Origin of the sequence: Sphingomonas adhaesiva (assembly GCF_036946305.1) — a bacterium.
Lineage (GTDB): Bacteria > Pseudomonadota > Alphaproteobacteria > Sphingomonadales > Sphingomonadaceae > Sphingomonas > Sphingomonas adhaesiva_B.
In genome coordinates this window covers 178,002-192,564 of record NZ_JAQIJJ010000002.1, presented here as the reverse complement: position 1 = coordinate 192,564, position 14,563 = coordinate 178,002, and the positions used below count along the sequence as shown (strand labels likewise).

The 14,563-nt window shown below is 70.4% G+C and carries 17 protein-coding genes and 1 other RNA gene; 12 read left to right on the top strand and 6 right to left on the bottom strand.

What is annotated here, in order from left to right:
- Nucleotides 1-194: 194 nt before the first annotated feature.
- Nucleotides 195-2,333: an NAD-dependent DNA ligase LigA gene (ligA, locus tag PGN14_RS01010; protein WP_335297545.1), complete on the bottom strand. Its 2,139-nt coding sequence runs from the start codon at nt 2,331-2,333 to the stop codon at nt 195-197.
- Nucleotides 2,334-2,477: 144 nt separating this feature from the next.
- Complete coding sequence (locus tag PGN14_RS01005; protein ID WP_335297544.1) at nt 2,478-2,909, bottom strand: RrF2 family transcriptional regulator; 432 nt, start codon at nt 2,907-2,909, stop codon at nt 2,478-2,480.
- Nucleotides 2,910-2,954: 45 nt separating this feature from the next.
- Here PGN14_RS01005 and ssrA point away from each other — a divergent pair.
- Nucleotides 2,955-3,332, top strand: a transfer-messenger RNA (tmRNA) gene (ssrA, locus tag PGN14_RS01000).
- Nucleotides 3,333-3,521: 189 nt separating this feature from the next.
- Here ssrA and PGN14_RS00995 read toward each other — a convergent pair.
- From PGN14_RS00995 to PGN14_RS00985, 3 genes are all read right to left on the bottom strand, one after another.
- Nucleotides 3,522-3,686 carry a hypothetical protein gene (locus PGN14_RS00995; protein WP_335297543.1) on the bottom strand — a complete coding sequence of 55 codons (165 nt, stop codon included), beginning with the start codon at nt 3,684-3,686 and terminating at the stop codon, nt 3,522-3,524.
- A 57-nt stretch (nt 3,687-3,743) separates the two neighbouring features.
- On the bottom strand, nt 3,744-4,532 hold the full coding sequence (locus PGN14_RS00990) for an SDR family oxidoreductase (protein WP_335297542.1): 789 nt from the start codon (nt 4,530-4,532) through the stop codon (nt 3,744-3,746).
- A 122-nt stretch (nt 4,533-4,654) separates the two neighbouring features.
- On the bottom strand, nt 4,655-5,800 hold the full coding sequence (locus PGN14_RS00985; RefSeq protein ID WP_335297541.1) for an acyl-CoA dehydrogenase family protein: 1,146 nt from the start codon (nt 5,798-5,800) through the stop codon (nt 4,655-4,657).
- Between the two features lie 127 nt (nt 5,801-5,927).
- Here PGN14_RS00985 and PGN14_RS00980 point away from each other — a divergent pair, with 127 nt between their 5' ends.
- The 3 genes from PGN14_RS00980 to PGN14_RS00970 all read left to right on the top strand — a co-directional run bounded on the left by PGN14_RS00980 (nt 5,928) and on the right by PGN14_RS00970 (nt 8,963).
- Nucleotides 5,928-6,755 (top strand): SDR family NAD(P)-dependent oxidoreductase, encoded by an 828-nt coding sequence (locus PGN14_RS00980; protein ID WP_335297540.1) that lies wholly within the window; start codon nt 5,928-5,930, stop codon nt 6,753-6,755.
- Entirely contained in the window at nt 6,752-8,251 is a 1,500-nt protein-coding gene (locus PGN14_RS00975) for an MFS transporter (protein WP_335297539.1), read from the top strand. The genes PGN14_RS00980 and PGN14_RS00975 overlap by 4 nt, the downstream gene beginning before the upstream one ends.
- Before the next feature lie 229 nt (nt 8,252-8,480).
- Nucleotides 8,481-8,963, top strand: a complete 483-nt coding sequence (locus PGN14_RS00970) for a CHAP domain-containing protein (RefSeq protein WP_335297538.1) — start codon at nt 8,481-8,483, stop codon at nt 8,961-8,963.
- Nucleotides 8,964-9,106: 143 nt separating this feature from the next.
- Here the strand turns inward: PGN14_RS00970 and msrB are convergent, their stop codons facing one another.
- Complete coding sequence (gene msrB, locus PGN14_RS00965; protein WP_335297537.1) at nt 9,107-9,604, bottom strand: peptide-methionine (R)-S-oxide reductase MsrB; 498 nt, start codon at nt 9,602-9,604, stop codon at nt 9,107-9,109.
- Nucleotides 9,605-9,699: 95 nt separating this feature from the next.
- On the opposite strand from msrB, the gene PGN14_RS00960 reads away from it, so the two are divergent.
- Genes PGN14_RS00960 through PGN14_RS00925 form a run of 8 tightly spaced genes read left to right on the top strand, consistent with a single transcriptional unit; the run spans nt 9,700 to nt 14,388 of the window.
- Nucleotides 9,700-9,963 carry a hypothetical protein gene (locus PGN14_RS00960; RefSeq protein WP_335297535.1) on the top strand — a complete coding sequence of 88 codons (264 nt, stop codon included), beginning with the start codon at nt 9,700-9,702 and terminating at the stop codon, nt 9,961-9,963.
- A 41-nt stretch (nt 9,964-10,004) separates the two neighbouring features.
- The gene (locus tag PGN14_RS00955) at nt 10,005-11,267 is read left to right on the top strand and encodes a glutamate-5-semialdehyde dehydrogenase (protein WP_335297534.1); all 1,263 of its coding nucleotides are present in this window, start codon (nt 10,005-10,007) and stop codon (nt 11,265-11,267) included.
- Nucleotides 11,264-11,521 carry a hypothetical protein gene (locus tag PGN14_RS00950; protein WP_335297533.1) on the top strand — a complete coding sequence of 86 codons (258 nt, stop codon included), beginning with the start codon at nt 11,264-11,266 and terminating at the stop codon, nt 11,519-11,521. Before PGN14_RS00955 ends, PGN14_RS00950 begins: the two co-directional genes overlap by 4 nt.
- Complete coding sequence (locus PGN14_RS00945) at nt 11,521-11,802, top strand: type II toxin-antitoxin system RelE/ParE family toxin (protein WP_335297532.1); 282 nt, start codon at nt 11,521-11,523, stop codon at nt 11,800-11,802. Before PGN14_RS00950 ends, PGN14_RS00945 begins: the two co-directional genes overlap by 1 nt.
- The gene (locus PGN14_RS00940) at nt 11,799-12,419 is read left to right on the top strand and encodes a nicotinate-nucleotide adenylyltransferase (RefSeq protein WP_335297531.1); all 621 of its coding nucleotides are present in this window, start codon (nt 11,799-11,801) and stop codon (nt 12,417-12,419) included. The genes PGN14_RS00945 and PGN14_RS00940 overlap by 4 nt, the downstream gene beginning before the upstream one ends.
- A 9-nt stretch (nt 12,420-12,428) precedes the next feature.
- A complete protein-coding gene (rsfS, locus tag PGN14_RS00935) occupies nt 12,429-12,824 on the top strand; it encodes a ribosome silencing factor (RefSeq protein ID WP_335297530.1) in 396 nt (131 codons plus the stop codon).
- Nucleotides 12,825-12,842: 18 nt separating this feature from the next.
- Entirely contained in the window at nt 12,843-13,268 is a 426-nt protein-coding gene (locus PGN14_RS00930; RefSeq protein ID WP_335297529.1) for a 23S rRNA (pseudouridine(1915)-N(3))-methyltransferase RlmH, read from the top strand.
- Between the two features lie 10 nt (nt 13,269-13,278).
- Nucleotides 13,279-14,388 carry a murein hydrolase activator EnvC family protein gene (locus PGN14_RS00925; RefSeq protein ID WP_335297527.1) on the top strand — a complete coding sequence of 370 codons (1,110 nt, stop codon included), beginning with the start codon at nt 13,279-13,281 and terminating at the stop codon, nt 14,386-14,388.
- Nucleotides 14,389-14,563: the final 175 nt, after the last annotated feature.

The window sequence follows — 14,563 nt, the reverse complement described above, 5'->3', positions numbered from 1 at the left end:
GTAGCCGCGGAAGGGTGAGGGTGAACAAGGTCGGTCGAAAGCGACTCCAACGATGGCAAGGTGCGTGGAGCCCTGGATGCCGGGACAAGCCCGGCATGACGATGAAGGAGGCCCGGGCGATCCCCGCCGTGTTCCGGCAACGCCCGTCACGGTCGATCACCCTGGGCTCCTGCCTTCGCAGGAGCACGGCGGCCTCAGCCCGCCGCCTCCGCCACGATCGCGATCCATCCCGCCTCGTCGACCACGCGGATGCCCAGATCCGCCGCCTTCTTCGCCTTCGACCCCGCGCCGGGGCCGGCGACCAGCAGGTCGGTCTTCTTCGACACCGATCCGGACACATGCGCGCCCAGCGACTCGGCCTGCGCCTTGGCCTCGTCGCGGCTCAGCGTCTCCAGCGTGCCGGTGAAGACGACGGTCTTGCCCGACACCTCGGACGCGCGAGTCTCGACATGGAAGGGCGGGGGCGACACCTCGCCCAGCAGGTCGTCCCATACGGCGCGATTGTGCGGTTCGTGAAAGAAATCGGCCAGCGCATGGCCGACCGCGGCGCCGACATTCTCCACCCCGATCAGGTCCGCGATCGCCTTGTCGAGCCGCGTGCGGTGCTTCGCCTCGGTCTCGCCCAGCGCCGCGGGGAAGGTGTCGCGCAACGCGATCACCTCATCCGCCAGCGCGGCGAGCGCGGGCAGCGTCTGGTAGCGCTTGAGCAGGTCGCGCGCGGTGACGATGCCGATGTGGCGGATGCCCAGCCCGAACAGCAGCCGCGCCGCATCGGGTGCGCGCTTCGCCGCGATCGCAGCGAGCAGCGCGTCGACCGATTTCGCCTGCCACCCCTCGCGCCCGACCAGCTCGTCGCGATGCGCGGCGAGGCGGAAGATATCGGCGGGTTCCGCGATCCAGCCGAGGTCGAGGAACTCGACCAATGTCTTCTCGCCAAGCCCGTCGATGTCCAGTGCGCCGCGGCTGACGATATGCTTCAGCCGCTCCCGCCGCTGCGCCGGGCAGATGAGCCCGCCGGTGCAGCGCACGTCGACCTCGCCTTCCTCCGCCACTGCCTCGCTGCCGCAGCGCGGGCAATGGTCCGGGAAGACGAACGGCGCGCGGTCCGTGTCGCGCGGCAGCACCTCGACGATCTGCGGGATGACGTCGCCGGCGCGTTGCAGCACCACGCGATCGCCGACGCGCACGTCGAGCCGCGCGATCTCGTCGCGGTTGTGGAGCGTCGCATTCGTCACGACGACGCCGCCGACGGTGACGGGGTGGAGCCGCGCCACGGGGGTCAGCTTGCCGGTGCGGCCGACCTGAATGTCGATCGCCTCCAGCACGGTCTGCGCGCGCTCGGCGGGGAATTTGTGCGCGATCGCCCAGCGCGGCGCGCGCCCGACGCTGCCCAGCCGCGCCTGCCAGTCGAGCCGGTCGAGCTTATAGACCACGCCGTCGATGTCGAACGGCAGGTCGGCGCGCTGCGCCTCGATCGCGCGATAGATCGCCAGCGCGGCGTCGGCGCCCGTGCATCGGGCGAAGGTATCTGCGACGGGAAAGCCCCAGTCGCGCAACGTCGCCACCACGGCGGCTTGCGTGTCGCCAGGCAAGGCGCTCGCCTCGCCCCAGCCATGCGCCAGGAAGCGCAACGGGCGCTGCGCGGTGACGCTCGCATCCTTCTGGCGCAGCGATCCGGCGGCGGCGTTGCGCGGATTGGCGAAGCGGCGCGGTTCCTTGCCCGCCGCCGCCGCCTCGTCGGCCAGCCGCGCGTTGAGCGCGGCGAAGGCGGCCTTTTCCATATACACCTCGCCGCGCACCTCGAACACGTCGGGGGCGGATGCGGGCAGCGTGGTCGGGATGTCGGCGATGGTGCGGACGTTGGCGGTCACGTCCTCCCCCACCGCGCCATCGCCGCGGGTCAGCGCCTGTACCAGCCGGCGGTCCTCGTAGCGCAGCGAGCATGACAGGCCGTCGATCTTGGGTTCGGCGGTCAGCGCCACCTCGGCGTCGTCGGGCAGCTTCAGGAAGCGGCGGACGCGCGCGACGAACTCCGCCACCTCCTCGTCGGAGAAGGCGTTGTCGAGGCTCATCATCGGGCGCGCATGCGCGACCTTGGCGAGATGCGCCGCCGGGGCGGCACCGACCTGGAGCGAGGGCGAATCGGCGCGGACCAGCGCGGGGAAAACGCGCTCGATCGCGGCGTTACGGCGCACCAGCGCGTCGTAATCGGCGTCGCTGATCTCGGGCGCGTCGTCGGTGTGGTACAGGCGATTGTGGCGCGCGATCTCCTCGGCCAGCCGCTCCAGCTCGGCGGCGGCGTCGGTATCGGTGGTGGGCAGCAGCGCGGTCATGGTTCGCGGGGTAACGGCTTCGCTCGCGGGACGAAAGCTACACGTCACCCCGGACTTGATCCGGGGTCCCGCTTTTACCCGAGGTCGCACAAGAAGCGGGACCCCGGATCAAGTCCGGGGTGACGACATTTGCCAGGCAGGCGATCAGGCCGCCGCCAGATCCTCCGCCACCGCATCGGCCAGACTGGTGCCGTCGAGGATCCGCGCCGTTTCGTCGCGTACCCGCATCATCGCGTGGCGGATCGCGCAATCGGCCTCGCTCTTGCAATCGTTGCACGGGCGATAGGCGGTGCGGCTGACGCAGGGGACCAGCGCCAGCGGCCCCTCGATGATGCGGATGATCTCGCCCAGCGAAATCAGGTGCGCCGGGCGCGACAGGCGATAGCCGCCCATCTTGCCACGCGTGCTGTGGAGCAGGCCGGCATCGCGCAGATCGGCGAGAATCAGCTCCAGGAACTTGCGCGGGACGTTCGCCTCCGCGGCGATCTTCGTCATCGGGATCGGCGGCGAGGCGGCGGGCGCGGTGGCGAGGAACAGCATCGAGCGCAGGGCGTAACGGGACCGCTGGGTAAGCATGTCCTATCTCCTACAGGGATATTGTGGCGCTGTCAGGGCCACGCCGGGCTTTTCTCGGGCGAACGGCCGCCCTATATGGGTCAGGCCGGGTTCCACCCGGCTATGGCGATAAATCGCGGCGTGCAATAGATGCAGCGGACCCGGGGGCAGTACCCGGCGGCTCCACCACCGCAGCTGTTCCGCATGGCGACACGCGTGAGGCGTGCCGCCGGGTGGCTCAGCTGCGATGACGGGGCCGAACCAGGATCGACGTGTATTGAAAAGCGCTGTCTTCGCTCGGAATGGGACCACCGCAACGGCCCATTACACAAGTGCCAACGATAACGAAGCACTCGCGATTGCGGCGTAACTGATGGCCTAACGGCCTGACGTTACACCAAAATAGCGCGGTCGGACCCCACCGGGCAACAGAAGGGGAATCCAGCGGTTCGGAGGGCACCGGGCAACAGAAGCCCCTCCACCTTTCTCTTTTCGGCATGACGGATGGGCTACGCCAGCCGATGCGGTGTGAGGTCGCCCCGATCCGCGATCAGCCCGCCTCATCGCCCAGCGGAACCGACAGAAGCCGCATCGTCCGCGCACGCAGGCGAACGGTGGCGCGCAGGTCGACGGTCATTCATCCCCCAGCAGGTGGGACTTGCGCGGCACGGTTTCCTCGTTCGGCTGACCCTTGTCCAGCGTGTCGGACGGGCGGCGTGCGTCGCCGTCGCGCTGATGCTCGGTGGACAGATTGGGGCGATCGGTTTCGGTGGTGGGCTTGATCGGGGTGTCGGCCATCGTCACTCTCCTTTCGGATCAGAACGATGGCCGCGGTGCGTGCGTTCCTGGGGCGAGCTATGCGTCGATGCTGGTGCCCAGCGCGGCATGGACCAGCCCGCCGTCGACCGCGATCGTCTCGCCGATCACATAATCGCCCGCGCGGCTGGCGAGATAGATGGCGGTCCCGGCCATGTCCTCGTCCGTGCCGATGCGGCGCGCGGGGATGCCCTTGGCGATCGCGTCGCCATGGTCGCGCGCGGCGCGGTTCATCTCGCTGGCGAAGGCGCCGGGCGCGATCGAGGTGACGTTGATCCCGTCCTTCACCAGTCGTGCCGCCATTCGCTTGGTGAGATAGATCAGCGCCGACTTGGACGCGTGATAGCTGTACGTCTCCCACGGATTGAGCCGCAGACCGTCGATCGAGGTGATGTTGATGACCTTGGCGACGGTGCCGGTCGCCGCACCCGCCTTGAGCAGCCCGTGCAGCGCCTGCGTCAGGAAGAAGGGCGACTTGACGTTGAGGTCCATCACCTTGTCCCAGCCGCTCTCCGGGAATTCCTCGAACGGCACGCCCCAGGCGGCGCCCGCGTTGTTGACCAGGATGTCGAGGCGCTCCTCGCGCTCGGCCAGCGCCGCGGCGAGCGCGCGGCAGCCGTCGACCGTCGAGACGTCCATCGGCAGCGGAAGGCACTTCGGCCCCAGTTCCGCGGCGGTTTCCTCGCAGGCCGGTGCCTTGCGGCTGGAGATATAGACGGTCGCGCCCTGCGCGATGAAGCCCGCGGCGATCATCTTGCCGATGCCGCGGCTGCCCCCGGTGACCAGCGCGACGCGGCCGTCGAGGCGGAACAGGTTGGTGGTGTTCATTCTACTTACTCCCTCTCCCCGTCGGGGAGAGGGCCGGGGTGAGGGGCCGCCCCGAACGGCGTCGCTTGTGGCTGCCCCTCACCCAACCCTCTCCCCGCAGGGGAGAGGGCTATGAGGGCAGCTTACCCGCCGCGCTTCATCGTCTCGCGCGCGATGATGATCTGCTGGATCTGGCTGGTGCCTTCGTAGATGCGGAACAGCCGCACGTCGCGGTACAGCCGCTCGATCCCGTAATCGGCGATATAGCCCGCCCCGCCGAAGATTTGCACCGCGCGGTCGGCGACGCGGCCGACCATCTCGCTGGCGTAATATTTTGCGGCGGCGCTCTCCATCACCACGTCCTTGCCCGCATCCTTCGCGGCGGCGGTTTCCAGCACCAAAGCGCGCGCGGCCAGCGCCTCGGTCTTCGAATCCGCGATCATCGCCTGGATCAGCTGATGCTCGGCGATCGGCTTGCCGAACTGCTTGCGCTCGCCGGCATAGGCGACGCAATCGGCGATCAGCCGCTCCGCCACGCCGACGCACACCGCGGAGATGTGCAGCCGCCCGCGGTCGAGCACGCGCATCGCGATCTTGAAGCCCTCGCCCTCCGCGCCGAGCCGGTTGGCGACGGGGACGGGGGCGTCGTCGAAATTGACATCGGCGACCTTGGCGCCCTTTTGCCCCATCTTCTTCTCGGGCTCTCCGATCGAGACGCCGGGCAGGTCGCGCGGCACCAGAAAGGCGGAGACGCCGCGCCCGCCCGGCTCGTCGCCGGTGCGCGCCATCACCGTGAACAGGTCGGCACGATCGGCATTGGTGATGTAGCGCTTGGTCCCCGACAGGCGATACACGTCACCGTCCCGCACCGCGCGCGTCTTCACGCTGCCCGAATCGCTGCCGACGTCGGGCTCGGTCAGCGCGAAGCTGGTGATGATGTCGCCGCTGGCGATCCTCGGCAGCCATTCCGCCTTCTGTTCGGGGGTGCCGGCCATCACCAGACCCTGCGATCCGATGCCGACGTTGGTGCCGAAGTTGCTGCGGAACGCGGGCGTGGTGCGCCCCAGCTCGATCGCGACGCGTGCTTCCTCCAGCATGTTGAGGCCCAGGCCGCCATATTCCTCCGCGATCGACAGGCCGAACAGCCCCATGTCGCGCATGTCCTGCACGACCGCGGCGGGGATGGCGTCGTCGGCCTCGACCTGCGCCTCCAGCGGGCGCAATCGCTCCGCGACGAAGCGGCGGATGTTGTCGATCAGGGCGTCGAAGGTTTCCGGGTCCAGTGCCATGCGCGCGGTCTATGACGAAGCTGGCGGCAGGGCAAACCCAATATTCGAACGACGCTGTGTTGACGCGCGGAAACCCCATACTATGCTGTTGAAAGAGCCGGACACCGGCCGTTCGCAGGAGATTGGGATGCGGCTTCAGGGTAAGCGCGCGGTGGTGACGGGCGGTGCATCGGGCATCGGGCGCGCCACCGCGCTTCGGCTGGTGGAGGAAGGTGCCGAGGTCTGGATCGGCGATATCGATGCGGCCGCGGGCGAGGAGATCGCCGCGACCTCCAACGGGCGCATCTATTTCCTCCCTACCGACGTCACCGACGATGCCGCCATCGCCGCGCTGATGCGGGCCGCGGATGATGCCGGCGGGCTGGATATCGTGTTCAACAATGCCGGCGCGGGTGGCGCGCGCGAGCGGATCGACGAGATCGGGGCCGCCGACTGGGACCGCACGCAATCCTTGCTGCTGCGCTCGGTGGCGCTGGGCATCCGCCATGCCGCGCCGTTGATGACCGCGCGCGGCGGCGGCGCGATCGTCAACACCTCCAGCGTCTCCGCGCTGGGATCGGGCTATGCGCCGATCGCCTATTCGACCGCCAAGGCCGGCGTGCTCCATCTGACGAAGCTGGCCGCGGCGGAGCTGTCGCGCCACAACATCCGCGTCAATGCGGTGGTGCCCGGCTTCATCACCACCAACATCTTCACCCGCCACCTCGACGTGCCGGAGGACAAGCGACAGGCCGCCAACCAGGCGATCGCGCACGTCGCCGCCGCAGCGCAGCCGGTGAAGCGCGCGGGGCGGCCGGAGGATATCGCCGCCGCGGTCGCCTATCTCGCCAGCGACGATGCCGCCTTCGTGACGGGCACGCACATCCTGGTCGACGGCGGGCTGACGATCGGCACGCGCGCCAGCTGGGACGAGACGCAGCCGTCGCTGTTCGCCGCGCTGGAGGCGTTCCAGTGACCGCCCCCGGTGCGGTCGAGGCGGCCGGGGCGACCCCGGCGTCGAGCGCGCCGATGGTGCGCCGGCTGACCCCCGGCACGATGGCCAGCTACGGGCTAGGGGCGGCGGCCTATGGCGTGAAGGATTCGGGGTTCGGCACCTTCCTGCTGCTGTTCTACAATCAGGTGGTGGGGGTGCCCGCGGCGACCGTGGGGTTCGTCGTGATGTGCGCGCTCATCATCGACGCCTTCGTCGATCCGACGATCGGCTTCCTGTCCGACCGCACGCGCGGGCGCTGGGGGCGGCGGCATCCGTGGATGTACGGCGCGGCGCTGCCGATCATGCTCGGCTGGCTGCTGCTGTGGAACCCGCCGACCGCCTCGCACCAGATGGTGCTGGGGTGGCTGTTCGTCGTCGCGGTGATCGTGCGCTCCGCGGTCAGCGCCTATGAGGTGCCGAGCCAGGCGCTCGCCGCCGAACTGTCGGGCGATTATGACGAGCGCACGCGGATCATGGCCTATCGCTATCTGTTCGGCTGGGCCGGCGGGCTGCTGATGCTGGTGTCGGCCTATATGTATTTCCTGGCGCCGGCACCCGGCTACCCCAACGGCCTGCTCAATCCCGCGGGCTATCGCGGCTTCGCGATCGCGGGGTCGATCATGATGGGGCTGACGATCCTGATCTCCGCGCTCGGCACGCACAAGGAGATCCCTTATCTGCCCAAGCAGGAGCATCGCGCGCAGTCGCTGAAGGAGAGCTTCGCCGAGATCGCGGAAACGGTGAAGAACCGCGCCTTCGCGATCCTGATGCTGGCGGGCGTGTGCGCCTATACCGGGCAGGGGCTGGTCTATGCGCTGTCCAACTATCTCTACAGCTTCGTCTGGGGATTCCGCGGCGCGACCTTCGTCTATTTCAGCATGTCGCTGTTCGCGGGCGTGATGTGCGCCTTCGTCGCGGCGCCGCGGATCGGCGCGCGGCTGGCCAAGCCGCGCGCCGCCGCGACTGCCGCGCTGCTCAGCGTCACGCTGGGCACCACGCCCTATTGGCTGCGGCTGGTGGGGGTCTTCCCAACGGTGGGGGATCCGGCGATGCTGCCGTTGCTGTTCGTCTTCGCGACGATGGGCACCGCCTGCGGGGTGACCGCCTATATCCTGGGCGCGTCGATGCTGGCCGACGTGGTCGAGGATTCGGAGATCCGCACCGGCCGCCGGTCGGAGGGGGTGTTCTTCGCCGGCGGCTTCTTCGTCCAGAAATGCACCAGCGGCATCGGCATCTTCGTCTGCGGGCTGATCCTGGCGGCGGCGGGCTTTCCGGAGAAAGCGGTGCCGGGGCAGGTCGCGCCCGCCGTGCTCGACCGGCTGACGCTGATCTACGCCTGCTGCTATGTCGGGTTCAACGTCGTGGCGGCATTCTTCTACACCCGCTTCCCGTTCGGCCGGCGCGAGCATGAACTGCGCATGGCGAAGCTGGCCGGCGCGCCGGTAATCGATTCGGCCCCGCGCGAGCCGTTCGCGTAAAGGTTTCGGTAACGTTTGCAGGGCGATTTCGGGTGCGATGAGGTGTTTCGTCGCACGTTCCGTCCGTTCGTCGCCGGTCACGCCCCGTTCATCCGATCCGCCCGGCGCGGCGATTGCCGCCCGCGCAAACCCCCGGTAGCGCCACACTCGTTCATTCGAGACCGGGGGGTCACCCTTGACGTTGAAGGCATTGGCAGCGCGTTTTGCGCTGGTGGCATCGTGCGCCCTGATGACGGCGACCGCAGCACAGGCAGGCTATCTGCAGTGCGCGCCGTTCGCGCGTGAGGTCTCGGGGATCGAGATCCGCGGCAATGCCAACACCTGGTGGGGCCAGGCCGCCGGCCGTTACGAGCGCGGCGCCACGCCGCAGGTCGGCGCGGTAATGGCGTTCAAGGCGGTCCGGTCGATGCCGGTCGGTCATGTCGCGATGGTCAGCAAGGTGGTGAGCGCGCGCGAGGTGCTGCTGACCCATGCCAATTGGTCGCGCCGCGGCGGGATCGAGCGCGACGTGCGCGCGGTGGACGTGTCCGAGGCGGGCGACTGGAGCAAGGTGCGCGTGTGGTTCGCGGCGGTCGGCGGGCTGGGCACCACCAGCTATCCGGTCGCGGGCTTCATCTATTCGGGCAAGGCACCGGTGGCGACCGACGAGGCGCTGCCCCCGCTGACGATCGCCACCGCCGCCACCGTGCCGGTGTCGATCGCGGCGAACTGAGCGGCCGGTTAGTCGACCTCCGTTCGTGCTGAGGAGAGGCTGAGCGACGTCGAAGCCTCGTCTCGAAGCATCAGCGCCCTTCGAGACGCCGTTTCGACAGGCTCAACGGCTCCTCAGGGCGAACGGGCGAGAGGCGTGACCGGCTACCCCGCCCGGAACGTCATCGCCGCGCCGTTCATGCAATAGCGCTTCCCCGTCGGGCGCGGGCCGTCGTCGAAGACGTGCCCCAGATGGCCGCCGCAGCGGCGGCAGTGTACCTCGACCCGCACCATTCCCAGCGATCCGTCGCGCCGCGTCGCCACCGCATCCTTGAGCGGCGCCCAGAAGCTGGGCCAGCCGGTGCCGCTGTCGAACTTCGTCCGCGACGCGAACAGCGGCTGCGCGCAGCCCTTGCACGCGAAGGTGCCGGCGCGATGCTCGTCGTTGAGCGGGCTGGAGAAGGGGCGCTCCGTATTCTCCTCGCGCAGCACGCCATAGGCCGCGGGGCCGAGCTGCGCGCGCCATTGCGCATCGGTCTTCGTCACCGGGAAGCGCTCCGCCGCCGCGGCGCTGCGCGTGCCGCAGGCGATCAGCGGGAGCGCCAGTGTGCCCAGCCCGGCGAGCGTCAGGAAACGGCGGCGATCGGGAACGATGTCGGTCATCCCGGCAATATAGGTGTGCGCCAGGCCGCCGCCATGGCCGGAACCGTACCTGACGCATGTCGGTTACATGGCTGAACCTCAAGGTGTTTTGCGCCATGTCCTTTCAACAGCTCGATCCCCCGCTTCCCATCCATGTGCTCGACAAGGGGCCGGGCTATGCGATTGCGGTGATCGATTACGGGCAGGAGCATAATCTGATCTGGGTCACCGCGATCAACGCGACCGGCGAAATCTGGTGCGCGCCCAATCCGCGGGTGCGGATGCAGGCGAACTGGACGATGGGCCGCGCGCGGCCCGCCGCGACGATGCGCGAGGGCGACTGCGCCGCGCCCGCGCCCTTGCAGGCGGAGCCACTGTAGTGCGTTGAGGTCGGGAGGCGTGGCGTGATAGGCTAATTATCATGCTTGATGCGCAATCCCCCACCGCCCTGATCGCTGCCATGGCCGCACGCGCCCGCGATGCCGCGCGGCTGCTCGCCCGCGCCGACGACACCGCCAAGGCACGCGCGCTGACGATGGCCGCCGACGCGATCCGCGCCGCGGCGCCGACGATCCTGGCGGCCAACGCCGCGGACGTGGCGCGCGGCGAGACGGCGGGGCTGAGCGCGGCGATGCTCGACCGGCTGCGGCTGGATGACAAGCGGCTGGCGGCGACCGCGGACGGCGTCGCGGCGGTGGCGGGGCTGGCCGATCCGGTCGGACAGGTGATCGACCGCAGCGAGCGGCCCAACGGGTTGCGGCTGTCGCGCGTGCGCGTGCCGATCGGGGTGATCGGCATCATCTACGAAAGCCGCCCCAACGTCACCGCGGATGCGGCGGCGCTGTGCCTGCGCTCGGGCAATGCCGTCATCCTGCGCGGCGGATCGGAGGCGGTGGAGAGCAACCGCGCGATCCATGCCGCGATGGTCGAGGGGATCGTCGCCGCCGGGCTGCCTGCGGATGCGGTGCAGCTGGTGGCGACGACCGATCGCGCGGCGGTGGGGGCGATGCTGACGGCGGACGGCGCGATCGACCTCATCATCCCGCGCGGCGGCAAGAGCCTGGTCGCGCGGGTGCAGGCGGAGGCGCGGGTGCCGGTGCTGGCGCATCTCGACGGCATCAACCACGTCTATGTGGATGCGTCGGCCGATCCCGCGATGGCGCGCGCGGTGGCGGTCAATGCGAAGATGCGGCGCACCGGCGTGTGCGGCGCGATGGAGACGTTGCTGATCGATCGCGCCTTTGCCGATGCGCCCGCGTTGCTGGCGGCGCTGGCGGACACCGGGTGCGTGCTGCGCGGCGACGCGGCGGCGCAGGCGCTGCGGCCCGGGATGGCGGCGGCGGACGATGCCGACTGGGACACCGAATATCTCGATGCGATCGCCGCGGTGGCGGTGGTCGACGGGGTGGAGGGCGCGCTGGCGCATATCGACCGCCACGGATCGCATCATACCGACGCGATCGTCGCCGGCGACGCGGCGGTGGCGGAGCGCTTCCTGGCGGAGGTCGATTCGGCGATCGTGCTGTGGAACGCCTCGACCCAGTTCGCCGATGGCGGCGAGTTCGGGCTGGGTGCGGAGATCGGGATCGCGACCGGGCGGCTCCACGCGCGCGGCCCGGTCGCGCTGGAGGGGCTGACGACGTACAAATGGATCGGTCGCGGCACCGGGCAGGTGCGGCCGTGAACGCGCCCGTCTCGATCACCGCGCCGCTCGACGCGGCGACGCTGGCGCTGGTGGAGGAACTGGCGGCGGCACGCGGCATGTCGCGCGATGCCTTCGCGGCCGAGGCGATCCGGCGGGTGGCGGAGAGCGAGGCGGATCTGGCCGCCTTCGTCAGGGTCGGAGAGGAACAGATCCGGCGCGGCGACTATGTCGAACATGATACGCTGCTCGCCAATCTGCGGCGCTGGCGGGACAGCCGCGTGCGCCCCGCCTGATGCGGACGATCTGGTCGCTGCGCGCGCAGGACGACATCTTCGACATCGCCGAACACTATGATCGCATCGATCCGCACCTGGCGGACGAGATCGTTCGGCGGCTGGAAGAGGCTGTCGCACCGTTGCAAGGGTTCGCGCGTCTGGGGGCGGCAGTCGAGGGTCTGGGTGCGGTCCGCAAGTGGCGCGTGCCGACCACGCCCTATGTGCTCCTCTACGTCGCGCTCGACGACATGGTCGAGATCCGTCGCGTCGTTCATGCCGCTTCCGACTGGAAGCCATGACCCGCCGCGTCGGGCTGCTCGGCGGCTCCTTCAACCCCGCGCATCGCGGGCATCGCCACGTCACGCTCGCGGCGATCCGTGCGCTCGACCTGGACGAGGCGTGGTGGCTGGTGTCGCCGGGCAACCCGCTGAAGCCCGCCGCGGGGATGGCGCCGCTCGCCGCGCGGCTCGCCTCGGCGCGCGCGATGGCACGCCGCGCGCCGATCCGCGCCACCGATGTGGAGGCGCGGCTGCGCACCCGCTATACCGTCGACACGCTCGCCACGCTGGTGCGGCGCTATCCGCGGACGCGCTTCATCTGGATCATGGGGGCGGACAATCTGGCGCAGTTCGATCGCTGGCGGCAGTGGCGCCGGATCGCGCGCACGATGCCGATTGCGGTGGTGGCGCGCCCCGGCTATGATGCGCGTGCCCTCGCGGCGCCCGCGATGGCGTGGCTGCGGCGCTTTCGGCGGCCCGCACGCCAGGCATGTGACTGGGCCGAATGGAGCGTTCCGGCGCTGGTGCTGCTGCGGTTCCGCCCCGACACGACATCCGCGACGCAGCTGCGCGCGCAGGATCCCGACTGGCACCGGCATGTCGTCGATCCCATATCCCCTTCCGTACCGGCAATCTGAGGAGCCATCTTGCCCGCCACCGACCCGTCTGCCCCCGAACCGTCCGCCACGGATACGGTCGAGGCGCTGCACAAGCTTGTCCTGGAGTCGCTGGACGACGATCAGGCGGTGGACACGATCTCGATCCCGCTCGCGGGCAAATCGTCGATCGCGGACCATATGGTGATCGCCAGCGGGCGCTCGACGCGACAGGTCGCATCGATGGCGTCGAAGCTGGCCGAGCGGATCAAGGGCGAGACCGGGCGTTCCGCGCGGATCGAGGGGCTGCCCAATGCCGATTGGGTGCTGATCGACGCCGGCGACGTGATCGTCCATCTGTTCCGCCCGGAGGTGCGCAGCTTCTACAATCTGGAGCGGATGTGGTCGTTCGGCGATGCGCCCGCACCGGCAGCCGGGGCCGCCTGACCGCCCGACGCGGCTGACATGCTGCTCCACATCGTCGCGCGCGGGCGGATCGGGCGATCGCCCGAGGCCGAGCTGGTCGACCGCTATATGAAGCGCGTCGCCTGGCCGACCCGCGTCAGCGAACTGCCCGACCGCGGCGGGCGCGAGCCCGATCGACCCGCCGCACAGGGCCGCCGCATCCTGCTGGATGAGAAGGGCGAGGTGCTGGCGTCGATGGCGTTCGCCGAGCGGCTGGGCCGGTGGCGCGACGACGGCGTGCGCGAGGCGCGCTTCCTGATCGGCGCGGCGGACGGCTTTTCCGATGCGGAGCGCGGCGAGGCCGACCTGCTCCTGTCGTTCGGGCGCGCCACCTGGCCACACCTGCTGGCGCGCGCGATGCTGGCGGAGCAATTGTTCCGCGCCACCAGCATCCTCGCCAACCATCCCTATCATCGTGAAGGATGAGGCGCGGGGGATGAGGCGCGCGCGCATCCTTCTGGCCGGTGCGATCGCGCTGGCCGCGACGGGCGCGGCGCTGGCCGCCGCGACCGGCGACGACCTGCGCCGCGCCAAGGCGGCGGTGCTGGCGGCGCAGCGACAGGCGCGCGCCTTCGATGCGCGCGCCGATGCCGCGACCGACCCGGCCGAACGCGCGCGCTGGCAGGAGCGGGCGGTGGCGGCGCGCGTCGCCGCGGCGGAGGCGGAGATCGCCGCGGGGCGCACCCGCGCGACGCTGATCGGCGCGCTGCTGGGGGAGCAGCGCCGCGCGCTGGCGACGCAGCAGGCACCGGTCGCCGACGCGCTGGGGTCGCTTGCCACGCTGGCGCGGCGCCCCGCGCTGGTCACGCTGGTCCGCCCCGGCAGCGTCGGCGATCTGGTCCATGTCCAGGCGGTGCTGGGCACCACCTTGCCCGCATTGCGCGCGCGCACCGCGACGCTGCGCGCGCAACTGGCGCGTACCCGTACCCTGCAGGACAGCGCGGAGGTGGCGGCGCGCGCGCTGGAGGACGGGCGCGGGCGGCTGGTCGAGGCGCGCGAGCAGCTGGCGGCGCTCGACGGCGCGGCGGAGGCGGGCGACGAACGCGCGCTGGCGCTGGGCGAGGCGGCGCGCGACGCGGGCGAGCGCGTGGCGCGCATCGGCGGGGAGCAGGCGGTGCTGGGCGACGTCATCGCGCTGCCCGGTCCCCCCGCCGCCGCCGCCGCGGTCGCGTCCGGCCAGCCACCGGCCTATCGCCTGCCGGTCGCGGGGCGGCTGGTGACCGGGCTGGGCGAGGTGTCCGGCGACGGGGTGCGTGCGCGCGGGCTGACCTTCGCGGTGACGTCCGGCGCGGCGGCGGTGGCGCCCGCGGCCGGACGGATCGGCTATGCCCGCCCGTTCCGCAGCTATGGCGGGGTGGTCATCATCGATCATGGCGCGGGCTGGACGACGCTCGTCACCGGGCTGGGCGCGCTGGCGGTGCGCCCGGGACAGGTCGTGGCAGCCGGGGCACCGATCGGGCGCGCCGCGGTCAACGACGGCGCGCAGGTGACGGTGGAGCTGCGCCGGCAGGGGCGGCCGATGGATATCGCGCGGCTGGTGGGATGAGCGCTCAGCGGCGGTTCAGTTGCAATGCCCCATTCCCACCCCCGTTCGTGCTGAGGAGGCATTGAGCCTGTCGAAATGCCGTCTCGAAGCACATGCTGGCGCTTGCCCTTCGAGACGAGGCTTCGACTTCGCTCAGCCTCTCCTCAGGGCGAACGGAAGTCTGGTGCGCCCGCTT